We start from the raw sequence: 24640 nt of genomic DNA, 5'->3' as shown, positions 1-24640 counted from the left end.
GCTCAAAAACACAACTAATAGTAAGCTTTATTTATGTAATAGCGCCATTTTACTAAGTGTATGATGATAAATATCTTTCTAGTGCTTATTTGAAAGGTAATTATGGTAACAACCATATTAGCTTATGATTTTTCTTAGGTGTAACTTTACCGTTTTTATAGTAATGCTACTCACTTAGCTAAATCATTAATGAAATAGAGCCGTGTTGTAGATGACTAGAGATTAGTGGTAAATAGCTAATAGCTAATAGGTAATAGGTAAATATAGTAATGCAGAAATTTTATTTATAATTTCCAGGCATTAAAAAGCCGAGCATAAGCTCGGCTTTTAGGTTTCTTTAAGACTTACTCTGCAGACTGTGCGTCTTCTTGAACTTCTTCGCTAGTCGCTGGGCGACCAACTAGTTCAATATAAGCCATTGGTGCATTATCACCAGTACGGAAGCCACACTTAAGAATACGAGTGTAACCACCTGGACGATCCGCGTTACGTGGACCGATTTCACTGAATAATTTACCAACAACTTCATTGTCGCGTGTGCGAGCAAACGCTAAACGGCGGTTTGCTACACTGTCAGTCTTAGCCAGTGTGATTAAAGGTTCAATTACACGACGTAACTCTTTCGCTTTTGGCAAAGTAGTTTTGATGATTTCATGTTTCACCAAAGAACCTGCCATATTGCTGAACATCGCTTTACGATGGCTACTGTTACGGTTTAATTGACGACCACTCTTACGATGGCGCATGACCCTATCCTTCTAACTAAACTAATATAGTGATTTAGATTATTCAGCTAAACTTGCAGGTGGCCAGTTTTCTAGGCGCATACCTAGAGAAAGACCACGTGAAGCTAGCACGTCTTTAATTTCAGTTAGAGACTTCTTACCTAAATTAGGCGTTTTAAGAAGCTCAACTTCAGTGCGCTGAACTAAATCACCGATATATTGAATTTGCTCGGCTTTCAAACAATTTGCTGAGCGTACTGTTAGTTCAAGATCATCGACTGGACGAAGCAGAATAGGATCGAATTCTGGTTTCTCTTCTTTCTCTTCTGGCTCAGTTACATCGCGTAAATCTACGAATGCATCTAATTGCTCAGCTAAGATAGTAGACGCACGGCGGATCGCTTCTTCAGGATCTAATGTACCGTTTGTTTCCATATCAATGATTAATTTGTCTAAATCTGTACGTTGCTCAACTCGAGCTGATTCAACCGAGTACGCAATACGTTCAACTGGGCTGAATGATGCATCAAGCAACAATCTACCAATTGGACGCTCATCGTCATCAGAGGATAAACGACTAGATGCCGGCACATAACCACGACCGCGCTCAACACGAATACGCATGCTGATCTCGCTGTTACCTGTAGTTAAATTACAGATAACGTGATCTGGATTAGCAATTGTTACATCGCCATCGTGCTGAATATCAGCCGCAGTAACAGGGCCTACACCAGATTTAGTCAGGGTCAGAAAAACTTCATCTTTGCCTTCTAACGTTACTGCTAAACCTTTAAGGTTTAATAGTATTTCAATGATGTCTTCTTGAACGCCTTCTTTCGCGCTGTACTCATGTAATACACCGTCGATTTCTACTTCAGTTACTGCACATCCAGGCATAGATGAAAGTAATATACGGCGTAAAGCATTACCCAGAGTGTGACCAAAGCCACGCTCTAATGGTTCTAAAACTATTTTAGAACGCGTTGGGTTGATAGCGTCGATGTCGACTAACCTTGGTTTTAGAAATTCTGTAACAGAACCCTGCATTTTATCCTCTCTTAACTCTTAACTTTACTTAGAGTAAAGTTCGACGATTAGTTGTTCATTAATGTCCGCAGACAGGTCTGAACGCTCAGGTAGACGCTTAAAGCTGCCTTCCAATTTCTTACCGTCAACTTCAACCCAAGTCGGCTTTTCACGTTGCTCAGCCAACTCTAGAGCAGCGATGATACGTGCTTGTGTCTTAGACTTCTCACGGATTACTACAGTATCTTCTGGAGTAATTACGTATGAAGGAATGTTCACAACACGACCATTAACTAGAATCGCTTTATGGCTTACTAACTGACGTGCTTCAGCGCGTGTGCTAGCAAAACCCATGCGATATACAACATTGTCTAAACGTTGCTCTAAAAGCTGTAACAAGTTTTCACCTGTATTACCTTTAAGGCGAGCAGCTTCTTTATAGTAGTTACGGAATTGCTTTTCTAATACACCGTAGATACGACGTACTTTTTGCTTTTCACGTAATTGTAAACCGTAATCAGATAGACGACCTTTACGAGCGCCGTGCTGACCAGGTGCAGTCTCAAGTTTACACTTAGAGTCGATAGCTCTTACGCCGCTCTTAAGGAACAGGTCAGTACCTTCACGACGACTCAGCTTGAGCTTAGGGCCCAAATATCTTGCCATGTTATTTCTCCTAACCTATTGTTAAACGCGACGTTTCTTCGGTGGACGACAACCATTATGTGGTATTGGCGTCACGTCAGTAATGTTTGTAATACGGTAACCAGCAGCATTCAAAGCACGTACAGCAGATTCACGACCTGGACCTGGACCTTTGATGAAAACTTCTAGATTTTTTAAACCGTATTCTTGAGCAGCAGTACCTGCACGCTCTGCAGCAACCTGAGCAGCAAATGGTGTAGATTTACGTGAACCACGGAAACCTGAACCACCGGCAGTAGCCCATGATAGCGCATTACCTTGACGGTCGGTAATCGTTACAATAGTGTTGTTGAAAGAAGCATGAACATGAGCCATACCATCAGCAACTTGTTTTTTAACCTTTTTACGACGAATTGGTGTCTTAGCCATAATACTATCCCCTTATCGCTTAATAGGCTTACGAGGACCCTTACGGGTACGCGCGTTAGTCTTAGTTCTTTGACCACGTAGTGGTAAAGAGCGACGGTGACGTAGGCCACGGTAACAACCAAGGTCCATAAGGCGCTTGATATTTAATGTAACTTCACGACGAAGGTCACCTTCAACAGTGTACTTGCCAACTGCATCACGCAGTACGTCAAGTGTTTCGTCAGAAAGTTCACCGATTTTTGTGGTCTCGGCGATACCAGTCGCTGCTAAGATAGCCTTAGAGCGAGTCTTACCTATGCCATAAATAGCTGTTAAACCAATAACTGCATGTTTATGATCAGGGACGTTAATGCCAGCAATACGGGCCACTAACACATCTCCTATATTCGAATTTGGTAATCAAAAGTTTGAAAAGCCCGTAAGGATACTCAAACGAAGACCAAATCACTACTAAAAACACAGGCCGAGAAATCTCAGCCTGCACGACTGTTTACTTAGCCTTGCCTTTGCTTATGCTTAGGCTCACTGCAAATTACGCGTACTACACCAGCACGTTTAATAACTTTACAGTTACGGCATATTTTCTTAACGGAAGCACGTACTTTCATTGCTCAACTCCGTAAACTGACCTTATCGACCGTAGCCTTTAAGGTTCGCTTTTTTCAGCACAGAATCATACTGATGAGACATCAGGTGAGTCTGTACTTGTGCCATAAAGTCCATGATTACAACAACGATAATCAAAATTGATGTACCGCCGAAATAGAATGGCGTTTGCCATGCCATAGTCATGAATTCGGGCACCAGACAGATAAAGGTTATATACAAAGCACCTGCCAATGTCAGGCGTGTCATCACTTTATCAATGTATTTAGATGTCTGCTCACCTGGACGAATACCTGGGATAAATGCGCCAGATTTCTTAAGGTTATCTGCAGTTTCACGAGGGTTAAACACCAACGCTGTATAGAAAAAGCAGAAGAAGATAATTGCCGCAGCTAATACAAGTGAGTACAAAGGTTGACCCGGAGTCAACGTTGTAGCAACAGCTTGTAATGCATCAGCGACAGGACCTTCACCTTGGCCGAACCAGCTAGCAATTGTACCAGGGAACAGAATTATACTACTAGCAAAGATTGGTGGAATAACACCCGCCATGTTTACTTTTAGTGGTAAATGCGTGCTTTGAGCAGCAAATACTTGACGACCTTGTTGGCGTTTAGCGTAGTTAACAACAATACGACGTTGTCCACGTTCGAAAAACACTACAAGATAAGTAACAGCGAATACTATAACCGCAACCATAAGTAGTACAAAAACATTCAAATCACCTTGGCGCGCCATTTCGACTGTCGAACCAATAGCAGACGGCAAGTTAGCTACAATACCAACAAATATTAGAACTGAAATACCGTTACCGATACCGCGTTCTGTTATTTGTTCACCCAACCACATAAGGAACATAGTACCAGTTACTAAGCTCACCACAGCGGTGAAATAGAAACCCATACCCGGATTAACAACTAATCCGTTCATCATGCCCGGTAAGCTAGTAGCAATACCGATAGATTGAATAGTAGCTAGCACAAGCGTGCCGTAGCGTGTGTACTGGCTAATTTTTTTACGCCCTTGCTCACCTTCTTTCTTAAGCTCTATAAACGGAGGATACATATGCGTTAATAGTTGCGTAATAATCGAAGCCGAGATATACGGCATAATACCCAGCGCTAACACTGAAGCTCGCTCAAGTGCACCACCACTGAACATGTTGAACATTTCAACAATGGTGCCCTTTTGTTGCTCGAAGAAATCGGCAAGTACAGCGGCGTCAATCCCAGGGATCGGCACAAATGAACCTAGACGGTAAATTATGATAGCGCCCAATACGAAGAGTAATCGACGCTTCAATTCCGAAAGCCCACCTTGTGCACTTTGTGTATCTTGACCTGGTTTAGCCATTTGTACTTCCTTAGTCTTCTACCTTGCCTCCGGCAGCTTCAATAGCTTCGCGTGCACCCTTAGAGGCTTTAAGACCTTTAAGTGTAACAGCGCGTGAAACTTCACCAGATTTAACAACTTTAACGAAAAGAACGTTCTTTTTAACTAGACCAGCTGCTTGTAACGCGCTTAGGTCTACCACATCGCCTTCAACTTTAGCGATTTCAAAAAGGTTAACTTCTGCAGATACTAACGATTTGCGTGAAGTGAAACCAAATTTAGGTAGACGACGTTGCATAGGCATTTGACCGCCTTCAAAACCAACGCGTACTTTACCGCCAGAACGTGACTTTTGACCTTTGTGACCACGGCCACCAGTCTTACCAAGACCAGAACCGATACCACGACCAACACGTTTAGGGGCAGTTTTTGAACCTGCAGCAGGTGAAAGTGTATTCAAATGCATGAAATTAACCCTCTACCTTAACCATGTAAGAAACCTTGTTTATCATACCACGTACACATGCTGTGTCTTCTAACTCAACAGTGTGATTGATACGACGTAAACCAAGACCGCGTAATGTAGCTTTATGCTTCGGTAAACGACCGATAGAGCTTTTTACTTGTGTTACTTTTACAGTTTGATTAGCCATGGTTACCCCAGTATTTCTTCTACGCGAAGGCCACGTTTTGCAGCGATAGACTGTGGAGAATTCATATTCTCAAGAGCCGAAATCGTTGCACGTACTACGTTGATTGGGTTAGTAGAACCGTAACATTTAGATAGTACGTTCTGAACACCAGTCACTTCTAGTACTGCACGCATAGCACCACCTGCGATGATACCAGTACCTTCAGAGGCTGGTTTCATGAACACTAGTGAGCCAGCATGACGTCCCTTAACAGGATGCTGTAATGTATTGCCATTTAGGTCTACATTGATCATGTTGCGACGTGCTTTTTCCATTGCTTTTTGAATAGCAGCTGGAACTTCACGTGCTTTACCATAACCAAAACCTACTTTACCTGCGCCGTCACCAACTACAGTTAGTGCAGTAAAGCTAAAGATACGACCACCTTTAACTACTTTAGACACACGGTTTACCGCGATTAGCTTTTCAGCTAGATCAGGCTGTTGTTGCTTTGCTTCTACGTTAGCCATTGTCTACTCCTAGAATTGCAAACCGGCTTCACGCGCAGCATCAGCTAGCGCCTTCACACGGCCGTGATATTTAAAGCCACTGCGATCAAAAGCAATCTTTTCGATGCCTTTGTCAGCCGCACGTTCAGCAACCGCTTTGCCAACTGCTTGCGCAGCTTCAACGTTACCGGTGCCTTTAACTGTTTCGCTAATAGCCTTCTCAACAGTAGAAGCAGCAGCCAGTACATTACCCTCAGCATTAATTACTTGAGCGTAAATGTGACGTGGCGTGCGGTGGATAACAAGACGCGTTGTGCCTTGTTCAATATAATTTCTACGAGTGCGTTTAGCACGACGTAGACGAGCTGTTTTTTTATCCATCGTCTTACCTTACTTCTTCTTAGCCTCTTTACGGCGTACATTCTCATCTGAATAGCGAACACCTTTACCTTTATAAGGCTCAGGTTTACGGTATGCACGAATGTTAGCAGCTGTTTGACCAACTAACTGCTTATCTACGCCCTTAACTAGAACTTCTGTTTGGCTTGGAGTTTCAATCGTAATTCCTTCAGGAACTGCGAAATTAACTGGGTGTGAGAAACCAAGTGTTAAGTCTAAAACTTTACCCTTAGCTGCAGCACGGTAACCAACGCCTACTAACTGAAGTTTCTTCTCGTAACCTTCATGCGTACCAACAACCATGTTGTTGATTAGAGCGCGAGCAGTACCTGCTTGTGCCCATGCATTTGCTACGCCTTCACGAGGTAAAGTTGTAATAACGTTGTCGTTAACTTGTACTTCAACTGCGTCGTTGATAGTACGAGTAAGTTCACCGTTTTTGCCTTTAACTGTGATTTCCTGGCCTTTCAATGTAACTTCTACACCGGCAGGAACATTAATTGGTGCCTTTGCTATGCGAGACATAGTTCCCCTCCGATTAAGCTACAAAGCCAATGATTTCACCACCAACACCAGCACTACGTGCTGCGCGGTCTGTCATTAGGCCTTTAGAAGTTGATACGATAGCGATACCAAGACCACCCATTACCTTCGGTAATTCGTCACGTTTCTTGTAGATACGTAAACCAGGGCGACTTACACGCTGGATATTTTCAATTACAGCTTTGCCTTCGAAGTACTTCAACTCGATAGAAAGCTCAGGTTTAACTTCACCGTTAACTGCGTAGTCTACGATGTAACCTTCGTCTTTTAGTACTTTAGCTAATGCTACTTTCAGCTTTGAAGTTGGCATCGTTACAGATACTTTCTTCGCTGATTGACCGTTACGGATACGTGTGAACAAATCCGCGATAGGATCTTGCAAGCTCATAGTCTTACTCCCATGATTCTATTACCAGCTAGCCTTTTTAAGGCCAGGAATTTCACCGCGCATAGCTGCTTCGCGAACTTTAATACGGCTCATGCCGAATTTGCGAAGGAAACCATGTGGGCGGCCCGTAATGTTACAACGATTACGTTGACGTGCAGGGCTAGAATCACGAGGTAAAGCTTGTAGCTTAAGTACCGCGTCCCAACGATCATCTTCAGATGTATTAACATCACTGATGATAGCTTTTAGTGCAGCACGCTTTTCAGCATACTGAGCAACTAGTTTTGTGCGCTTTGCTTCGCGCGCTTTCATAGAATTCTTTGCCATAACCCTACCCTTATTTCTTAAATGGGAAGTTAAACGCTTCTAACAACGCACGGCCTTCCTCATCAGATTTCGCAGAAGTAGTGATAGTGATATCCATACCGCGTACACGGTCTACTTTATCGTAATCGATTTCTGGGAAGATGATTTGTTCACGTACGCCCATGCTGTAGTTACCACGTCCATCAAAAGACTTAGCACTTACGCCACGGAAGTCACGAATACGTGGGATAGCGATTGATACCAAACGCTCAAAAAAGTCCCACATACGCTCGCCGCGTAGGGTTACTTTACAACCAATTGGGTAGCCTTCACGCACTTTAAAGCCAGCAACAGATTTGCGTGCTTTAGTGATTAAAGGTTTCTGACCAGAGATTGCAGTTAAATCAGCTACAGCGTGATCTAAAATTTTCTTGTCAGCTAGGGCTTCGCCCACGCCCATATTTAATGTGATCTTTTCGATCTGAGGGACTTGCATGACAGAGCTGAAACCAAACTTCTCTTGAAGCTCAGCAACTACTTTGTCTTTATATACTTCATGCAGTTTCGCCATCATTCTACTCCAACTATTAGATAGTTTTACCAGTAGATTTAAAGATACGTAATTTCTTACCATCTTCAATCTTGAAACCTACACGATCTGCTTTACTCGTTTCCGAGTTGAAGATCGCAACGTTTGATGCGTCCATAGACGCTTCTTTCTCAACAATGCCGCCAGCTTGGTTCAATTGTGGAACCGGCTTTTGGTGTTTCTTGATCAAGTTTATGCCTTCGACAAAGATTCGACCAGATTCAGTAACAACTGAAAGCACTTTACCGCGCTTACCTTTGTCTTTACCTGCTAGTACGATTACTTCGTCACCACGACGGATTTTTGCTGCCATGATTGGCTCCTTACAGTACTTCTGGGGCTAGTGAAACGATTTTCATGAACTTGTCATTACGAAGTTCGCGAGTCACAGGGCCGAAAATACGTGTACCAATTGGCTGCAAGTTATCATTTAAGATAACAGCCGCGTTGCTGTCGAAACGGATCAGAGAACCATCTGGACGGCGAACACCTTTTCTGGTACGCACAACTACCGCGTTTTTAACATCACCTTTCTTCACTTTACCGCGAGGAATAGCTTCTTTTACAGAAACTTTAATGATGTCGCCAATCGCTGCGTAGCGACGGTGTGAACCACCAAGGACTTTTATACACTGCACTTTGCGAGCGCCGCTGTTATCAGCAACTTCCAGCTGAGTTTGCATTTGGATCATGTTAATGACCTCCGGTGTAGTAATTACAACGTGTCTTAAAATTGTTTAAAATCAAGACATTTCGATTAAATCCCACTCAAAAACAAACGAGTTGTCTCTTAAGGGCGGGCAATTGTACCAGCATTGAGCATGTAGCGATAGGTTATTTTTTAATTAATTTAAGGACTGAGGGGATTTTATTAACGTTGGTAAAGCTATGTGACTATTTTTTCAATGGTTATAAAATAAACAAGGCACTTAAAAAGTGCCTTGTTTATTTTACTAGTGGTTACTTAGCCAAATAATCCCTTTAATTTGTCTTTTACTTTATCTTTGGCTTTCTCTTTCGCTTTTTCTTTTGCGTCATCTAGTTTCTTTTTTGCTTCATCTTTTAAGGCATTACTTACATCAAGTTTAATTCCCACATCGTGAAATGGTCCTTTTATGCGTAACGGTATTTTAAAGCCTGTACTGTCATCGGTAGTGCCTTGACCTTCTATTGAATCTACAATCCCTGTTACCAAACGATAATCAACTTTAGTAAGAGGTAAATCCACATCTCCTTCACCGGAAATACGAATCAGAGGGCTAATTAGTGAAAGGTCAGTATTGCGTCCAACACCTTTAATAAAATTAAAGCTACCTGTAAGCGCAGAAAAATCTGTTTGTTCTGCCTCTTCAAAGCCAGTATCTAACCCTTCAGAAGCGGCGCCAAAATTACCAGATATAATCTCTTTACCTTTACGAACCATTTCAGCAATGTTCGCCCCTTTTACAGCACCATCTGCAAACTCAAATGCCAACTTACCATTTAGCCCATCGATAAACGATTTTTGACTTTGCCCAGCTGTAGATAAATTCCAATTTAAAGAACCTCTACCGAGTACCTTGTCAAAACCGGTTGCATCAGTTAATAACGGCTGGGCATTTATATCTGTTAAATTAAAGTTTGTAGCTATTTTATAAGGCGCATTTTGAGCATCAATAGTAATTACACCTTTACCAGCGCCTTCATAAGCTGAAAAGCTATCTAAACTTAATTTAGCTACACCTTTATTTAGCGCCACTGTAAACTGGTTCGCCCCCAGTTTTATATCATTTGCTATTAATCCACTAGAACGAATTACTACATTAGCATCTTGTGCTTTAAGGGCGCTTAAATCAATTTGAGTGTCATCCCAAACAATTGGCTCTGCCGGTTTGCTATCGTCTTCAGTCGGCTTTTCTTTTTTAGCAACGGCATCTGGCAAATAGGGATTAAGATCGAGCATCCCCAAATCTACATTTGCATTAATGGCTAAACGATTACCTAAACTAATTTCGCTTTTACCTTTAATTTGAAGTTCATCAAGCGTTGCAGTTAACTCTTCAAGATTGAATTTTTCACCCAGTAAATGCATTTTACCATTTACACTAAATGCATTAAACGCATTATCTTTTGCATTTAGGTCAACCCCCTGCCATTTAGCAATATTTTTTACCGACTCGCCATTGAGTGCTAATTGACCTTTTATGTCTTGCCCTTGTTTTGCGATTGAGCCATTAAATGTCAATTCAACCAAGCGCGAATCTAAACTTTGCGATACATTAAAAGCCTGACCTTCAATCGCTTTGGCAGGAGTATCGAGTTTTACATCTAGTTCAAATCGCTCCTGCATATAGGTAATCCCCCCTTTAACTTCAAGGGTTTTACGTAATGAAGGAAGTAAAATAGCCAGCTCTAAATCGCTAATTTGCTGCTTGGCGCCCGTTTGACCATCTAGATATGTAAATGTACCGCCATAAATAGCGACCTCACCCAGCTCAATATCAAAGCTAGCAGGTAGCTTAATTGCCTCACCAGGCTCAGTTTGCTCTGTTGGTTGCTCTGCTACAGCATCAAACAACTGCCAGTTAGCTTTACCATTTTTATCTGTCTCTAATAAAATATCTGGTTCGTTAATAACAAACTTATCAAGCTTAAACTCACCGCCAAATAACGAGAACCAAGGTATATGTACTGCCAGCTGCTGCATACTTGCCATATCAGCTCGCGAACCTGTTTGCATATTAGCAAAGTGGACATCATTCAACTCTAACTTTAGTGCAGGAAACACACTAAGCGTTTTGTCACCATTAATTGTTAGCGTTCTTCCCGTCGTTTTTTGAACTTCCTCTGATACTTTATTAAAAATGGTATCGGTAGGAATTAAAAAAGGCGCTGCCATAATTAAAGCAATACAGAGTAAGAGTATTACACCAAAAATTTTGAGTAAGGTTTTCATGTTCGTCCTTTAAGCGGTCAAATTATGTTTTTATCATAGCGAGTGTTAAGCCTAAAAGCATTGCTGTAGATAAAAAAAGCTCATAAAAGCAGTTTACTTATTTCATATGAATCGTTCCTGAAACATTTTGATACCTTTAGGTTACAAAAAATAATTGACTCATTGATACCCCAAGGTTACATTGATACCCAGAGGTTACAAGAAATCAAATACTATTACAGGATGAATACTATGAAACAGCAAAATATAAAAACAGAAGAACAATTTATGAGACAAAATATACGGTTTTGTATAAGCGCTGGCGTAGTTTGTTTACTTCTCAGTGTTTACTCACTAACTAATCATAATATAAAAGAGATGATAGTTGTTGGAATGAGCGTTTTATTTTATATGGTTGTAACTGCTATTTTTATGATTAAAGCAAGCTTTCCGCTAAAAATGTATTTTAAATATGCTTATAAAGATGAGTTTCTAAACACCATTGACATTAATGCCTATAAACATACAAGTTGTGCATTTGGGGTTTGTCTTATTGGTGTTGTGTATAATAACGATTCAATACCTAGTGAGGTTTCGCATGCAAACATGGCAATATTTTACCTAGGTATTATGCTCTTAGTATATGGAGTATCAACCCTTTGGCAAAGCCGTGATTAGGAGTCAAAGTGCAAAATAACATAGCAAAATTTCGTAAAGAGGCGGGGCTTTCACAGCAAGAACTTGCCGATGCTATTAGCGTTTCACGTAAAACAATAAGTACAGTAGAAACAAATCGATTTACGCCGTCGGTCATTATAGCCCTTAAAATCGCAGCTCATTTTCACGCATCAGTTGAAAGCCTTTTCATATTAGAAGAGGCTGATTAATAACCGAGCTGGTTAGATTAACCCCGATTTTAAACACCATAATAATGCAGCGCGCAGGACAGCGCTGTTGTTATTAGCGTATTTGAGCTAAAATAAACAATGCTAATACATATATATAAATCCGGAGTATCTACAAGGCATGAAAAAACTGCTAATTTCACCGTCAAAAATGACACTAGGCGAGCAAGAAAATCAAATCTATCAGAACATTCTGAAACAATCTTCAGAATTAAGCCTTAACCTTATGGCCGTGAAAGTAGAGAACCATCCTGATGATTTTTTACCTTGGTGTTACGAGCTATTAAACGCAAGCAGAGATCGTATTAACTACGATCTACTTGAGCCACAACAGCTACCTGTTCTGAAAAAGCTGCATGATCAACTTATTTCAGCTATTAGCTTTTTACAAGTTAAAACGCTTCGTGTAGCTCCTTGGCCTGTGGTAAGTGTATTTATAGAGCAACATAAAGACGTTATTGCACTTGATGAACAACTTCGTTTAGCAAGTTACGTAAAAAGTATTCGTGAGCAATCATTAAAAGACATGATCCCTGAAGACCTTCTTGCTTTTACTGGCAAGCATATGGCTTCACTTGATCCAAGCACTTACGATTTTGATGTTGAGTGGTTTGCATCAACTAAGAGTGCTAAAGTTTTCCACCAACTCATTGGTGATTTACCGGGTGCGTTTGATGAAGCACTGGCTAATATTCCTCTTGAAGGTGATATTACCCATTACGAGTACCAACAGTTTGTAGCTGCTTATAGCAAAATATTTACTGATAGCAGTGAAAAGCCAACACTTGCTCCGGCAACAAGACTACTTGCAATGCGTCGCCCTGATATTTTTACGCCAATTACAAATAGCCGTTTAGACGCGTTATGCTCAGCGCTTGCGGTTACTAAACTCAAAAATAGTGATTTTGAGCGTTACTGGCAAGATATTGTAAAAGGCATTCAAGCTATGTCATGGTACAAAATGGCAAATGCTTCAAATGAGCTAGAAGAGCAACTAGTGTCAATTAAAGCGCTTATTCCGTGCTTTTTTTACTACGCGGATAACAAAACACCAGATAGCTCTAACTATATTAAATTACTTAATAAACCAAAGCGTAGCACCACTAAAACGGGTAAAACACAACGCAGAGGTAAAGAGTCTGCTGAAATTTTAGTTGACCGCGCTTTGGCTGCCGATGATATTCCTGAGCATATTCGTAGCAAACGCGACTCAATAATCAGCGAAGTTCAAAAAGGTCGCAGTGTAAACGAAACAATTAGTCTAATGCGCACCATATTTGGCTAAATAATTCTAAACAAGCTGTACTTTCATGGTGCAGCTTGATTATTTTATGCACCAGCGATGTGCGATAGAATATTTCTTCCTCATAATCTAAACCACCCACCCCAAACGCAAGCCATTGTTAATAAATAATAAAACTTAAATCTTAAACAAAATAAATCAAGCTGGCACACACAGTGCAATTCTATTCTCAGTTAAACAATAAAAACGCATAAATCAAAAGGCTACGGTACTTCATAATAAAAAGCCTTCCTATGCAAAAAATCATATAACGGGAAATGGAACATGTTAAAACTAAAAAAAACAATCGCTTTTAGCGCCGTGGCATTAATGGCTGCAACGTCACTTACATCAACAGCAGTAAATGCTGAAGTATCTGCGAATGTAGCAGCTACCTCAAATTACTTATGGCGTGGACAAGAACAAACTGGCGGCGACGCTGCTATTTCTGGTGGTATTGATTACGCTGACGAATCTGGGTTTTATGCTGGTACATGGGTATCTAATGCATCTTGGGCTGACGAAATGACCTACGAGCTAGATTTTTACGCAGGCTTTGGTGGCGATATTAGCGAAGGTGTTAGCTACGATGTAGGTTACATTTATTATGCTTACCCAGACGCGGCATCAAGTGCAGACGCTGATTTCTCAGAAATTTACGGTAGCATCAGTGTCGAAGGCTTTACCTTTGGTGCATCAGTGCTTGCTACATCTGCTGCAAGTGGCGACGGTACAGACTTTGGTGATTCACTTTATTTGACAGCTGATTACGGCTTTGCCGTAGGCAGCAATGGTACAGAAATGGCTTTACACATAGGTCATTATTCTGGCGATTTTATTGGTGACGAAGACATCATTGATTACGGTGTGTCTGTATCAAAAGATGGATTCACATTTGGCGTATCAGACACTGATATGGACGAGTCAGATGTAAAAGTTTACGTTGCTTACGCTGTAGACTTCAGCCTATAAACAAACATGTGTTACTTGCTGCAACTGAAGGGCCATTTGGCCCTTTTTTTATACTAAGGCAAATTTGTTTAAGTATTCATGATTGTATAACTAGAAGGTAGGTTCTTACTATGTTAAGTTGAATTGGACTTTTCAAAGCTTAGGCTTTTGATTACTAAGGACAGTAAAAATGAAACATAAAGTGTTAATTACTATTTCTGTTATTGCAGTTAGTTTTGCAATTATCTTCACATTACATTACTCACCAGAGCCTAATCTATCGGTTCAACAATCAGCTATCGAATCCAACAAAAGCATCCCAGTAATTGATATGAAGCCCATACAAACTTTATCTACAGTTAAAAACGTGTTGCCCATCACCGATAAAAGCAATTCAACAACACATGAACAGTTAGATAAACCAGAGCAACAAGTCTTAACTGCTGAAGTATTTTCTGATGAGTTTGTCTCTACCGAAAATGGCAAAGAGTTTGTGTCAAAAAAAGCATTAGATGACGTATTTAAAAATGACACTTCACTATTACTGCAACGCATGTCTGATATTGAATACTCTGAAGTTGCCCAGATACGTAAAGATAAGTTAAACGAATTTATTATAAATGAATTAAAAGACGTTACCATTTTACAGCAAGACTTAGAGTGTGCAGGAAAGGTTTGCGCGATAGAACTTACTTATACGCAAAGTAGTAACCAAGCATCTATTGACACCCTTTCAAGCTTTTCTAAAAACTATTCTTTTCAGCAATTCACTGAAACCGAAAGTGGTAATAAAAAACTAAAAGCATTGTATATCGCAACAGATAACCCTAGCGGTCTGAGTTTATCTGATAGCTAATTAAATAAATGGCTGTATTTGCATTAGATACAGCCATAATAACGTGATTATTAAGCCCCACTCCCTATGGCTTAACCATATTAAAACAATCTAGCAACTATAGGACTTAGTAATACATCTTTGATTTATTGCTTTTATAACACCCACCCTTGTTAACAATCGGTTACAATTGAATAAAATTAGTACATACTTTTTCCTATATTATTAATCTATCCATTGGTATCACGTGTTTACCAAATCACATATAGGTTATTAAGGAATAATAATGAAATCACCTAACGCATTTAGCGCCCTTCTCGATATTTACATTAGTCCAAGCAAAGCTTTCAATGGTGTTGAACACGCCAAAGGTTGGTCATGGCTTGCTTTTATAACAATATCTTTAGTTTCAATGGCGAGTATTTATATTTTTTATTCCACCGTTGATATGCAGTTTTTGCTTAACGAGCAAGTTGCAGCTGCAAGTGTTGATGCAACAATTGGCGAGCAAAAAATGATTCGCCAAAGCATTGAACAAAATGCCGAAATACAAGTGTGGATTGGCATGATATCAACCATAATCGGTCCTGCAATCTTAGCCGCGATAATGGCTGTGTATTATATGCTCATTGCTAAATTAGACCCAGAATCAGATCACAGCTATGGTGCTTGGTATGGTTTTACTATTTGGACAATGATGCCAAATATTATTTTAAGCTTAGGCGCACTAGCGCTTGTACTTAGTGCAAGTACCGATCAACTATCTCAAACAGCAGTATTTAATTTTGCTTCAATTAATCAGCTTGTTGTTGGGTTAGAACCCGGCAGCGCATTTTATACATTACTAGAATCCCTAAACCTCTTTAGTCTTTGGGGGATTGGACTAGGAATGGTTGGCTTAAAGTGTTGGACAAGTTTTTCAACAAATAAAGCGTTACTTTTCTCGGCGCTTCCAACACTTGTTATTTTTGGTATTTGGGCAATTATTGCTGCAATGTAATTAATAAGCAGAGGTATTTTACCTCTGCGCTACTTATTCACGGACAGATGTATATATGAAAAAAGCAATAATAATAACGATAGCTATAGTCGCTTTTGTAGGCCTAATAGTCTCTAAGCAGGTGACCGGTGATAAAAAGCAAGCCCAAGTGAATATTGCGCAGGTTGAGCAAGGGAATATTGCTGATTCAATCATGGCGTCGGGCAATCTAGTTTTTAATACCCAAGTGCAATTGCGCTCTGAGGTAACTGGTCGTGTCGATAAGGTATTTGTAGAAGAAGGGCAAAGCGTTAAGCAAGGGGATATTTTAATGCGCCTTGATACGACGGCCTTCGAATCAGAAGTAAACCGAAACCAAGCCGTTCTACGCGCTACCGAAATTGAAATAAAACATAGCCAAACTCGCCTTGCTAATTTAGAGCGCCAATTAAAAAGGCAAAAAGAGCTGTACGATGTTGGATTAGGAAATCAAGAAAGCTTTGAAAATGTCGAAAGTGCTCGCGATCTTGCAAAAATAGATATCGAATCACGCAAAGAGTCATATAACCAAGCGCAAGCGTCGCTTCAAATTGCACAAGATCGCCTAAGTAAAAGTGTATTTAGAGCGCCAATGAGTGGCTTACTGGCATCGGTTAATATTAAAGAAGGTGAAACAGTTATTGCAGGCACAACTAATATTATTGGTTCAGACCTTATGCTTGTTGCCGATCCTAGCGCTATTTTAGCAGAGCTTAGAGTTGATGAAACAGATATAGCCAGCATAAAACTAAATCAACAAGCTGATATTTATGCCGCAGCCTACCCTAACAAACCATTTAGCGGCAAAGTGATTAATATTGGTACATCAGCTAAAAACCAACCAGGTTCGCAAGGGCTTTCTTTTAGAGTTAAAGTATTATTAGACCCAACAGATCGCCAGCTTTATGCGGGTATGAGTTGCCGAGCAGAAATTGCCACCAGTATTGCCGAAAATGGTTTAAAGCTCCCTATTGAAGCAATACAAAAAGAAGAGGGTAAAACCTTTGTATGGCGCTTAAATAGCGATAATACCGTAAGTAAAGTAATAGTAAGTGTTGGTATTTCGTCTGACATTGAGCAAGCTATAACAGAGGGGCTAAGCAAAGGCGATAATGTGGTTATTGGCCCCGCTCGACCAATTAGCAAGCTGCAAGAAGGCGATGTTGTTTCACTTAAAAATGACGCAGACGAGGAAACACTATAATGTCTGCGGTAATTAAGTTAGAACACATTAACAAACAATATGTAATGGGCGAGCAAGTATTTAAAGCGTTAGATGATGTAAATATCGTCATGAATGAAAATGAATACGTAGCCATTATTGGCCCTTCAGGCTCAGGTAAATCAACTTTAATGAACTTACTTGGCTGCTTAGATACACCCACTAGTGGCGATTACTTTTTAAAAGATAAGCTTGTAAAAAGTATGACCGAAACCGAGCTTGCCCATCAACGCAATGAAAGCGTCGGATTTATTTTTCAAAGCTTTAACTTATTGCCTCGCGCATCTGCACTTGAAAATGTAATGCAGCCCTTGGTTTATCGTTTTATACCCGCAAAACAACGCAAACAAAAAGCACTTGAGGCATTGCAACGCGTTGGTCTTGGCGACAAAGTTGATCACCTATCAAGTCAGCTTTCGGGTGGGCAACGTCAACGTGTAGCCATTGCTCGCGCATTAGTAACTAAACCACATATTTTACTGGGGGATGAACCCACAGGTAATCTTGATAGTAAGACCACAGCAGAAATAATGACCTTGTTTGATGAACTGCATAATGAGGGGCACACTATTATTTTAGTGACCCACGAGCAAGAAATTGCAGACCATTGCCAACGGGTTATTCGCTTGGTAGATGGTAAAGTAGTGAGTGATGTAAAAAAAGGCGAAGGAGAAAAACAACATGTTTAAATCTGCCATTGCCATTATGGAAGGAACAAAAGCAGCATTAATGGCTATTAAAGCCAATGCAATGCGCAGTGCGTTAACGTGCTTAGGTATTATTATTGGTGTTGCAGCAGTTATAACTGTGGTTGCAGTAATGCAGGGCTTTACTAAACAAATTAACGATCAACTTGCTGACATGGCACCCGACGTAACATCAATCAAGCCATTTACAAGTATTGAGCAAGAAATGGTTGGCAAAAACGCAAAGCTGACTTACTCCGATTTTCTAACACTAAAAGCACGTATAAAAGAAGCCGAAACACTGACCGCACTTATGTTTACGTGGCGTTTTTCTGGTGGAGCTGAATACGGAAATAAAAGCCATTCATCACGCGTGATGGGAACCGAACAAGATTACCAAAAAGCATACCGCACGTTTCCAGAATTAGGCCGCTTTATTCGCGCGGAAGATGACGAAAAACGCCGTCGGGTTGCGTTTATTGGTCCTTCTATTATTGAAAAGTTAAATTTACCCGATAACCCCGTAGGCGAATATATCAAACTTGGTGGCGAATGGTTTAGGATCATTGGAGTAGCCGAAAAACAAGGTAGCTTATTTGGCTTTGATCAAGATGATTATATAAATATTCCGATCAGTACCATGAGCGCGTTAGAGGGTGCTAGCAGCACGAGTAACGTGCAAATAATGTTTAGACTTAAAGAAGGGGTCGATGAAGAGCTTACTTTAGCTAAAATAACGCGTATTTTACGCCAATTACATAAATTAAAAGACGGAGAAGAAAACGACTTTGAATTTGAAACCGCTGAAAAAGCCCGTGCTAATGTTGATAAGTTTACAGGTAGCGCCACGGCAATCACTGCTGGTATTGTTGGTATAAGCCTTGTTGTAGGGGGGATTGGCGTAATGAATATTATGCTGGTATCGGTGACTGAACGTACCCGAGTAATAGGCACTCTTAAAGCATTGGGCGCAACACCCGGCTTTATTATGCTACAGTTTTTGGTGGAAGCCGTAGTGCTATCGTTATTTGGCGGACTAATTGGCTTAGCTATAGGTTATGGTGCTGCCGCATTGATTTCGTTTATGGTTCCCAGTATGCCGGATGCTTACATACCTGGTTGGGCTGTGATGCTATCGTTCGGTTTTACGTCACTTATCGGTATTATATTTGGCTTAGCCCCTGCTATTAAAGCGGCAAGGCTAAACCCTATTGAAGCATTACGATACGAATAATCTGCATCAATCTCTACTCAGCTTTAAAAGGTACCTTAGTGCAGCTCACTTCAACTGTTTTAGGGTACCAAGCCGGGCCTATCTGATTAACTACAACCTCCGCTACTCCATTACTAAATGACTTATACGTGTGCACCGTTTGCCATTGTCCTTGTGGACAATGCTCACTTAAGTCAACCGCATCAGATCCCTCATACAAAGCTAAAGCAAAATTATGATGCCACTGAGAACTATTGTGCGACTGGTTATTAACTTTTTCAGGTACACCATTATCAAAGTAAATATTTGTGCAACCAGTTAACATAGCAAAAGTAATACTGCCTAAAATTAATTTAAGATTCATAACGCCTCCTGCGTATTTTGCTCTTCACACCATACCTTTATGGTATGTGGTGAATAAATGCCTAGCGTAATTAAACCCAACGCACCATCGCTAAATGTTTGTTGCGACTGCATTTGAGCCGCTTGTGTATCTGTACAAATCTGTTTTACATTCACACGTTCCTCTCCTACTAACCCCCATAAATAAAATGGACGGCTATCTTCGTAGGTCGCTTTACTTGTAATTTTTGCGATAGCGTGTGGCTGTATGGTAACCGCAGAACAGGCGCTTAAGCCTAATACTACAAACCCCATTATTAATGATTTCATGTTTGTCCTTACTTGGTACTTACTTTCAGTAAATAAACTTTACAGTAAACCAGTAAAATAATGGGTAAAAAGCTGTGCGAAAAATGTAGCCAACCTTACAGATTTCAAACAGTTTTTTACACAAAAAAAAGGCCGCAAAATTGCGGCCTTTGAGTAAATGTGCTGTCAGCTATTAAAACTTAGCTAAGTTATTTACGTTATCTTTATCAACCAGTTTTACGTACGGATCGACTCCTGCAAATAAAGGTTTTTCTTTTACCTTTAACTCAATAATATTAGTACCCGTTACTATTTGATGTTTTTGTGAGTAAATCACAAAATCTTCGGCGAGTAGATTTTCAGGATCGTCACTAAACAATACAATATCAATTAACTCATCGAGTGGCTGTTCTGTTTCTTCACCTTGACCATCAGCACGTTGCTTAACAGCTTCAACGTTTAACGTAACACTGTAAAAGCCCTCACTGTCGGCTTCGTCTGAAATCGAAACCTCTTTCATTTCCAGCTCATACAAAGTGATATATTTAAACTGATCGTCAATAAAGTTTTGCTCAGCTTGCGTTGCGTCTTGTTTTAAATAACTAAGTAAGTCAAGCGTAGTTGGGTATGGCGTTGATTGGTATCTAAACTCATTTAAAAATGCCTTAAGGGCAGCGTTTAAACGTTTTTCACCTAAGCGATCATAAATCGCCATCATAACAACAGATCCTTTATTGTAATGAAGGTATTGCTGAGCCTGGGTTTTATATAGTGGCATCTCTTCAAACGCTTCTCCAGTGCGGCCCATTAAGTACCTATCTAGCTCGTATTTTAAAAACTTACGTAGCTTTTCTGGGCCAAAGCGTTTTTCAAGCACCATAAGAGCACTGTATTGTGAAAGCGTTTCAGACATAACTTCACTCCCCTCTACATTGGCGCCTGATACTTGATGACCCCACCATTGATGCGCTACTTCGTGTGCGGTTACGTAATAAGGCAGGTCAATTTTACTTTCATCCCTTGAGTCTGTAACAAAACCAATGCTTTCTGAATAAGGGACAGTATTAGCAAAACTTTGCGCAAATGAGCGATAGCGAGGAAATTCAATAATACGTAATTGCTTATGCTGATATGGGCCAAATGCTTGTGTAAAATAATCTATCGAGTCTTGAACCGATTCAATCATGCGGTCAACATTCCACGCATGACTTTTATGGAAATAAACCTCAATATTTACACCATTATGCTCAACCTTTTTACTTTCCAATTCAGCCGACTGCACCGCATAAAAATTTATAATAGGTGCATCCATTTCATAAACAAAGGTTCGGCGCCCATCTTTTACGCTTTCACTTTGTAAATAACCAGGTGTAATCGCAAATTGCGATTCATCGGTCGTTACCCTGGCCCTAAAGTTAATAAACCCAGTCGCTTGACCAAAATCACTTTGTGTATAGTACTGGCTATCTTCAAGTTTATTTGCTCGTTCTAGCTCTGGTAAGTCATGTTTACGGCGCTTAAATTTATCAGCCACCTGTAAACCACGGTTGTACCCAAAGTTAGGAAAAAGCTCCCAATTATTAATAAACGTACCATTAGCCACTAACTGTGTATCGGAGCCACTATCGTTAAAGCCTGTATGCTCGCGAGTGACAGACAGCTGCCCTTCTCTTACCTCGTCTGGCATAAGGGGCTGATCAAATTCAAACCATGCAGAATAAAGCGCTGGTAATTTTTCAACAATTTTACCGCCAGCCATCGTTACATCCCAGCTTTTGGCGTGTTGCGGTGAACTTATTAGCACTCGCGAAATTGGCTCATTAGATGTATTAGTAAACTTAATTTTTGCAACTGCACTCAAAGCACGCTTTTTAGGATAAATATCAACAGTTAAGTCAACATCGGTCACCATAGGCACGGCTAAATCTTTGTATTGTGCAAACTGTTTTTCATAGCTTACTTGCTTGTCTTGAAACGCATCGCTTGTAGTAAATTCGTTTAAAACACGCGTATTGTTATAAATGTTATAACCTGCACCAACAAACACCAGTGCACTAACACAAACAATTACTTGCCCCTTTAACGACATATTATAACGAAGCATAGACAGGCGTGTACGCAGCGTTTGTGAAGGTCCTCTATGCCATAACGCAAATCCTACAATAGCCAAAACAAGACTTAACGCGCCCCAATACAATGTGTACCAATGCGCTGCTTGCAAAAAGTGTCCATAGCCGTTTATATCAGAGTACGGTACGCTACTGCTTTTCGAAAAATGATACATATGGTGTTCAAATCCATACGAATCCATTACCATTTGCACTATGTAGTACAAAATAAATAACCCCATTCCTACGTATTTATTTGGGCTAATAATTTGTAAAAAGAAGGCAAGCACCGTAAGCATAATTAACGGTAAAAGCGATAAATAAACAATCCTGAATAAATACTGCCCTAACTCTAAATTAAATTGCCCTTTAAATAACTGCACTGTGATTGTTAGTATCATTCCAACAAGAAACAAGCCTGAAATAGCTGTTATTAACGCCAGTATTTTTGATACCCAAAAAACACTGTTGTGTACTGGAAAGCTGTCAACAATATCGCCCATACCACTTTGACGTTCTCGCCAAACAAGCTCAGCGCTATAAAAAGCGATAATAACAAACAAAAACAAACCCGAAATACCGCTAATAATATTGACCATATTCGCGGTAATTGGCCAGTTAGTTGTACCGTAAGCGCCAATGGGAGCAAACAGCGGAATCATAAGCGTTACAATACTTACACCCGCTAAAATCATAAATGGCGCGCTAAATATTACTTGTTTAAGTTCAAATATACTGCGCATTATTAACTGCGATTGCGTACTCGCTCCTGCAGACTTGTAATTTTTAGCATTATTAATCAGTGCAGCTTGTTTATTTTGCACAAATGCAGAGACTTTAAATTGCTTTTTCTGTTTTTTAGCTACTATGCGGTTACTTAATTTTCCAAGGCTAAAAAACATAGCTAAGCCCAGTACAACCCACAATATACGGTTAACTAAAAGGTCACCTGTGAGGGTTAGCACTTCTGTGTTTTTATCACTCACAGTCCAGTAACGCGTCAAATCAATTAAAGACCCCAAGCCAAATGGGTCGGCGTAAACAACTATATTTCTAAATGCTAAATCATCAAAATAAGCACTGGCGATTTGATAAGCAATAAAAATAACAACGGCTGCGACATACACCGACATCATGGTTTTAAAATAGACAGCTACGCTGTTAAAAATAGCCGAAAGCACCAGCAAACTGGGTACTGCAATATAAAAATAAGGTGCAGCGTAATACACAAACTTATTTGGACCCACTAGCTCACTATCGAGCCATCCAACAGATAAGCCAAACTGCGACCCTAAAAGCACGCCTAACGGCACGGTTAAAAATACAACCAGCACCACTAAGTAAGCACCAAAAAAGCGCCCAGTTTGATAAGGGACAGGATTAACAGGCTTACTAAAAACCAGTTCATCCATTTTAGTTTCACTATTTCTAATAGCGGAGCTGGCAACAAAGTTAACTACCAAAAACATCGCAAATACACAAAATGTAATGGTCAACATCATAATTGAAAAAGGCGAATTCATATGTACATTAGCGCCGCCTAGCGGAAATTTGCTAGAAGAGCTGATAAAAAACGCCATAAAAAAGAACATTAATGAAATGATATAAAACGAAGGCTGGCGCACAAAATAGCGCAGCTCAAACGCGAGCATATTAAAAAACATAACGCCTCCTTATGCTACTTGGCTATTACGATGATTGAGCAAAGTAGAAAAGTACACGTCTTCTAGGTTTGCATGGCTTGATTGAAAACCTTCAGGGGCTTGTTCCGCTAATACATGCAATATGGTTTGCCCAGCAAATAAGCGTTTAGAAATAACAGGTAGCTGTGGCTCAAGCTCTTGCGCTTCTTCTTGGCTCATGGCTTTGCGCCAAATTTGGCCTTGCAGCTTGTCGGTGAGGGCAATCGGGTTACCCTCTAATAAAATTTTACCACCAGCCAGTACCGCCATATTAGGGCATAGTTCAGCCACATCTTCTACTATGTGGGTTGATAATATAACGACTTTTTGCTCGCCTAAGCTTACTAACAAGTTATGAAAGCGATTTCGCTCTTCAGGGTCTAGCCCTGCGGTTGGCTCATCAACGATTAGTAAATCAGGGTCGCCCAATAACGCTTGAGCAATACCAAAACGCTGGCGCATCCCGCCCGAAAAGCCACTTACCGCTTTTGAGCGATGTTGATATAAATTAGTATGTGCTAGTAGGCCTTCAACCGACTCTTTACGCTCCCCTTTATTATGAATCCCCTTTAAAACAGCCATATGGTCTAACAAGTCGTAAGCACTAACACGCGGATAAACACCAAAATCTTGCGGAAGGTAACCTAAACGTTGGCGCAGTGCTTGTGGGTCTTTAAATACATCAATACCATCAAAGGTAATTGCCCCCGCGTCGGCAGATTGTAACGTTGCAATAGTGCGCATTAGCGATGACTTCCCGGCACCATTTGGCCCAAGTAGCCCAAACATGCCTTTACCTATTGATAAATCAACACCTTGCAGAGCGTGCACGCCGTTGTCGTAGGTTTTTGATAACCCTGTTATTGATAGCATTTTTTACTTCCTTGAATTGTAAGTATTATTTTTATACTGTTTTATACCACATTAAAAACGGGAACATAAGTTACGCTGTGGCCAACTTTGTAACAATAAATAAACAGCAACACACTCTAATAACACTTGCTAAGAAGTGAGCCTCTGGGTATAAAAACCACACACCATTGA

At 40.4% G+C, this 24640-nt stretch carries 31 protein-coding genes; 9 read left to right on the top strand and 22 right to left on the bottom strand.

Features of this window, described 5'->3' with window-relative positions; translation table 11 throughout:
- Positions 1–344 precede the first annotated feature (344 nt).
- The 18 genes from rplQ to AC27JL_RS16490 form a co-directional block, all read right to left on the bottom strand.
- On the bottom strand, positions 345–746 hold the full coding sequence (rplQ, locus tag AC27JL_RS16575) for a 50S ribosomal protein L17 (RefSeq protein ID WP_006794892.1): 402 nt from the start codon (positions 744–746) through the stop codon (positions 345–347).
- Positions 747–785: 39 nt separating this feature from the next.
- Positions 786–1772, bottom strand: coding sequence for a DNA-directed RNA polymerase subunit alpha (locus AC27JL_RS16570; RefSeq protein WP_008127834.1), 987 nt, complete (start codon positions 1770–1772; stop codon positions 786–788).
- Positions 1773–1796: 24 nt separating this feature from the next.
- Positions 1797–2417, bottom strand: coding sequence for a 30S ribosomal protein S4 (gene rpsD, locus AC27JL_RS16565; protein ID WP_002959461.1), 621 nt, complete (start codon positions 2415–2417; stop codon positions 1797–1799).
- Positions 2418–2438: 21 nt separating this feature from the next.
- The gene (rpsK, locus tag AC27JL_RS16560) at positions 2439–2825 is read right to left on the bottom strand and encodes a 30S ribosomal protein S11 (protein ID WP_002959471.1); all 387 of its coding nucleotides are present in this window, start codon (positions 2823–2825) and stop codon (positions 2439–2441) included.
- Between the two features lie 12 nt (positions 2826–2837).
- Positions 2838–3194, bottom strand: coding sequence for a 30S ribosomal protein S13 (gene rpsM / locus AC27JL_RS16555; RefSeq protein WP_006794252.1), 357 nt, complete (start codon positions 3192–3194; stop codon positions 2838–2840).
- Positions 3195–3319: 125 nt separating this feature from the next.
- Positions 3320–3433, bottom strand: a complete 114-nt coding sequence (gene rpmJ, locus AC27JL_RS16550; protein WP_002959476.1) for a 50S ribosomal protein L36 — start codon at positions 3431–3433, stop codon at positions 3320–3322.
- A gap of 22 nt (positions 3434–3455) precedes the next feature.
- Positions 3456–4784: a preprotein translocase subunit SecY gene (gene secY, locus AC27JL_RS16545; protein WP_006794251.1), complete on the bottom strand. Its 1329-nt coding sequence runs from the start codon at positions 4782–4784 to the stop codon at positions 3456–3458.
- Positions 4785–4794: 10 nt separating this feature from the next.
- Positions 4795–5229 carry a 50S ribosomal protein L15 gene (gene rplO, locus AC27JL_RS16540; RefSeq protein ID WP_006794250.1) on the bottom strand — a complete coding sequence of 145 codons (435 nt, stop codon included), beginning with the start codon at positions 5227–5229 and terminating at the stop codon, positions 4795–4797.
- A gap of 4 nt (positions 5230–5233) precedes the next feature.
- Entirely contained in the window at positions 5234–5416 is a 183-nt protein-coding gene (rpmD, locus tag AC27JL_RS16535) for a 50S ribosomal protein L30 (RefSeq protein WP_002959482.1), read from the bottom strand.
- Positions 5417–5418: 2 nt separating this feature from the next.
- Entirely contained in the window at positions 5419–5925 is a 507-nt protein-coding gene (gene rpsE / locus AC27JL_RS16530) for a 30S ribosomal protein S5 (protein ID WP_006794249.1), read from the bottom strand.
- A 9-nt stretch (positions 5926–5934) separates the two neighbouring features.
- Positions 5935–6285: a 50S ribosomal protein L18 gene (rplR, locus tag AC27JL_RS16525; protein WP_006794248.1), complete on the bottom strand. Its 351-nt coding sequence runs from the start codon at positions 6283–6285 to the stop codon at positions 5935–5937.
- Positions 6286–6294: 9 nt separating this feature from the next.
- Positions 6295–6828, bottom strand: coding sequence for a 50S ribosomal protein L6 (rplF, locus tag AC27JL_RS16520; RefSeq protein WP_006794247.1), 534 nt, complete (start codon positions 6826–6828; stop codon positions 6295–6297).
- A gap of 13 nt (positions 6829–6841) precedes the next feature.
- Positions 6842–7234, bottom strand: coding sequence for a 30S ribosomal protein S8 (rpsH, locus tag AC27JL_RS16515; protein ID WP_006794246.1), 393 nt, complete (start codon positions 7232–7234; stop codon positions 6842–6844).
- A gap of 21 nt (positions 7235–7255) precedes the next feature.
- Positions 7256–7561: a 30S ribosomal protein S14 gene (rpsN, locus tag AC27JL_RS16510; protein ID WP_006794245.1), complete on the bottom strand. Its 306-nt coding sequence runs from the start codon at positions 7559–7561 to the stop codon at positions 7256–7258.
- A gap of 10 nt (positions 7562–7571) precedes the next feature.
- Positions 7572–8111 carry a 50S ribosomal protein L5 gene (gene rplE, locus AC27JL_RS16505; RefSeq protein ID WP_006794244.1) on the bottom strand — a complete coding sequence of 180 codons (540 nt, stop codon included), beginning with the start codon at positions 8109–8111 and terminating at the stop codon, positions 7572–7574.
- 16 nt (positions 8112–8127) lie between these two features.
- Positions 8128–8442, bottom strand: a complete 315-nt coding sequence (gene rplX / locus AC27JL_RS16500; protein ID WP_006794243.1) for a 50S ribosomal protein L24 — start codon at positions 8440–8442, stop codon at positions 8128–8130.
- A gap of 10 nt (positions 8443–8452) precedes the next feature.
- Positions 8453–8821, bottom strand: coding sequence for a 50S ribosomal protein L14 (rplN, locus tag AC27JL_RS16495; protein ID WP_002959498.1), 369 nt, complete (start codon positions 8819–8821; stop codon positions 8453–8455).
- A gap of 272 nt (positions 8822–9093) precedes the next feature.
- Entirely contained in the window at positions 9094–11064 is a 1971-nt protein-coding gene (locus AC27JL_RS16490) for an AsmA family protein (RefSeq protein WP_487196101.1), read from the bottom strand.
- Positions 11065–11295: 231 nt separating this feature from the next.
- On the opposite strand from AC27JL_RS16490, the gene AC27JL_RS16485 reads away from it, so the two are divergent.
- The 9 genes from AC27JL_RS16485 to AC27JL_RS16445 all read left to right on the top strand — a co-directional run bounded on the left by AC27JL_RS16485 (position 11296) and on the right by AC27JL_RS16445 (position 19176).
- Positions 11296–11721, top strand: a complete 426-nt coding sequence (locus AC27JL_RS16485; RefSeq protein WP_487196100.1) for a hypothetical protein — start codon at positions 11296–11298, stop codon at positions 11719–11721.
- An 8-nt stretch (positions 11722–11729) separates the two neighbouring features.
- Positions 11730–11930: a helix-turn-helix transcriptional regulator gene (locus AC27JL_RS16480; RefSeq protein WP_010557711.1), complete on the top strand. Its 201-nt coding sequence runs from the start codon at positions 11730–11732 to the stop codon at positions 11928–11930.
- Between the two features lie 139 nt (positions 11931–12069).
- On the top strand, positions 12070–13233 hold the full coding sequence (locus AC27JL_RS16475; RefSeq protein WP_010557712.1) for a hypothetical protein: 1164 nt from the start codon (positions 12070–12072) through the stop codon (positions 13231–13233).
- Positions 13234–13515: 282 nt separating this feature from the next.
- The gene (locus tag AC27JL_RS16470) at positions 13516–14202 is read left to right on the top strand and encodes a TorF family putative porin (RefSeq protein WP_006794238.1); all 687 of its coding nucleotides are present in this window, start codon (positions 13516–13518) and stop codon (positions 14200–14202) included.
- Between the two features lie 169 nt (positions 14203–14371).
- On the top strand, positions 14372–15037 hold the full coding sequence (locus tag AC27JL_RS16465) for a hypothetical protein (RefSeq protein WP_487196099.1): 666 nt from the start codon (positions 14372–14374) through the stop codon (positions 15035–15037).
- A 265-nt stretch (positions 15038–15302) separates the two neighbouring features.
- Positions 15303–16016: a YIP1 family protein gene (locus tag AC27JL_RS16460; protein WP_487196098.1), complete on the top strand. Its 714-nt coding sequence runs from the start codon at positions 15303–15305 to the stop codon at positions 16014–16016.
- A gap of 55 nt (positions 16017–16071) precedes the next feature.
- Positions 16072–17238 carry an efflux RND transporter periplasmic adaptor subunit gene (locus AC27JL_RS16455; protein ID WP_487196097.1) on the top strand — a complete coding sequence of 389 codons (1167 nt, stop codon included), beginning with the start codon at positions 16072–16074 and terminating at the stop codon, positions 17236–17238.
- Entirely contained in the window at positions 17238–17945 is a 708-nt protein-coding gene (locus tag AC27JL_RS16450; RefSeq protein ID WP_006794234.1) for an ABC transporter ATP-binding protein, read from the top strand. The genes AC27JL_RS16455 and AC27JL_RS16450 overlap by 1 nt, the downstream gene beginning before the upstream one ends.
- Positions 17938–19176: an ABC transporter permease gene (locus tag AC27JL_RS16445; RefSeq protein ID WP_006794233.1), complete on the top strand. Its 1239-nt coding sequence runs from the start codon at positions 17938–17940 to the stop codon at positions 19174–19176. The genes AC27JL_RS16450 and AC27JL_RS16445 overlap by 8 nt, the downstream gene beginning before the upstream one ends.
- A 13-nt stretch (positions 19177–19189) precedes the next feature.
- Here AC27JL_RS16445 and AC27JL_RS16440 read toward each other — a convergent pair whose 3' ends face one another.
- The 4 genes from AC27JL_RS16440 to AC27JL_RS16425 form a co-directional block, all read right to left on the bottom strand.
- Positions 19190–19519 (bottom strand): Bor/Iss family lipoprotein, encoded by a 330-nt coding sequence (locus AC27JL_RS16440; protein WP_008127820.1) that lies wholly within the window; start codon positions 19517–19519, stop codon positions 19190–19192.
- Positions 19516–19827, bottom strand: a complete 312-nt coding sequence (locus AC27JL_RS16435; RefSeq protein ID WP_487196096.1) for a Bor family protein — start codon at positions 19825–19827, stop codon at positions 19516–19518. The genes AC27JL_RS16440 and AC27JL_RS16435 overlap by 4 nt, the downstream gene beginning before the upstream one ends.
- 172 nt (positions 19828–19999) lie before the next feature.
- Positions 20000–23578, bottom strand: coding sequence for an ABC transporter permease/M1 family aminopeptidase (locus AC27JL_RS16430; protein ID WP_487196095.1), 3579 nt, complete (start codon positions 23576–23578; stop codon positions 20000–20002).
- A 9-nt stretch (positions 23579–23587) separates the two neighbouring features.
- Positions 23588–24469 carry an ABC transporter ATP-binding protein gene (locus AC27JL_RS16425; RefSeq protein ID WP_008130025.1) on the bottom strand — a complete coding sequence of 294 codons (882 nt, stop codon included), beginning with the start codon at positions 24467–24469 and terminating at the stop codon, positions 23588–23590.
- Between the last annotated feature and the right edge of the window lie 171 nt (positions 24470–24640).

It is taken from the genome of Pseudoalteromonas sp. 4NS20-0020, assembly GCF_057554385.1.
The sequence above is the reverse complement of the archived record's forward strand: the minus strand, read 5'-3'. Positions and strand labels throughout refer to the sequence as shown.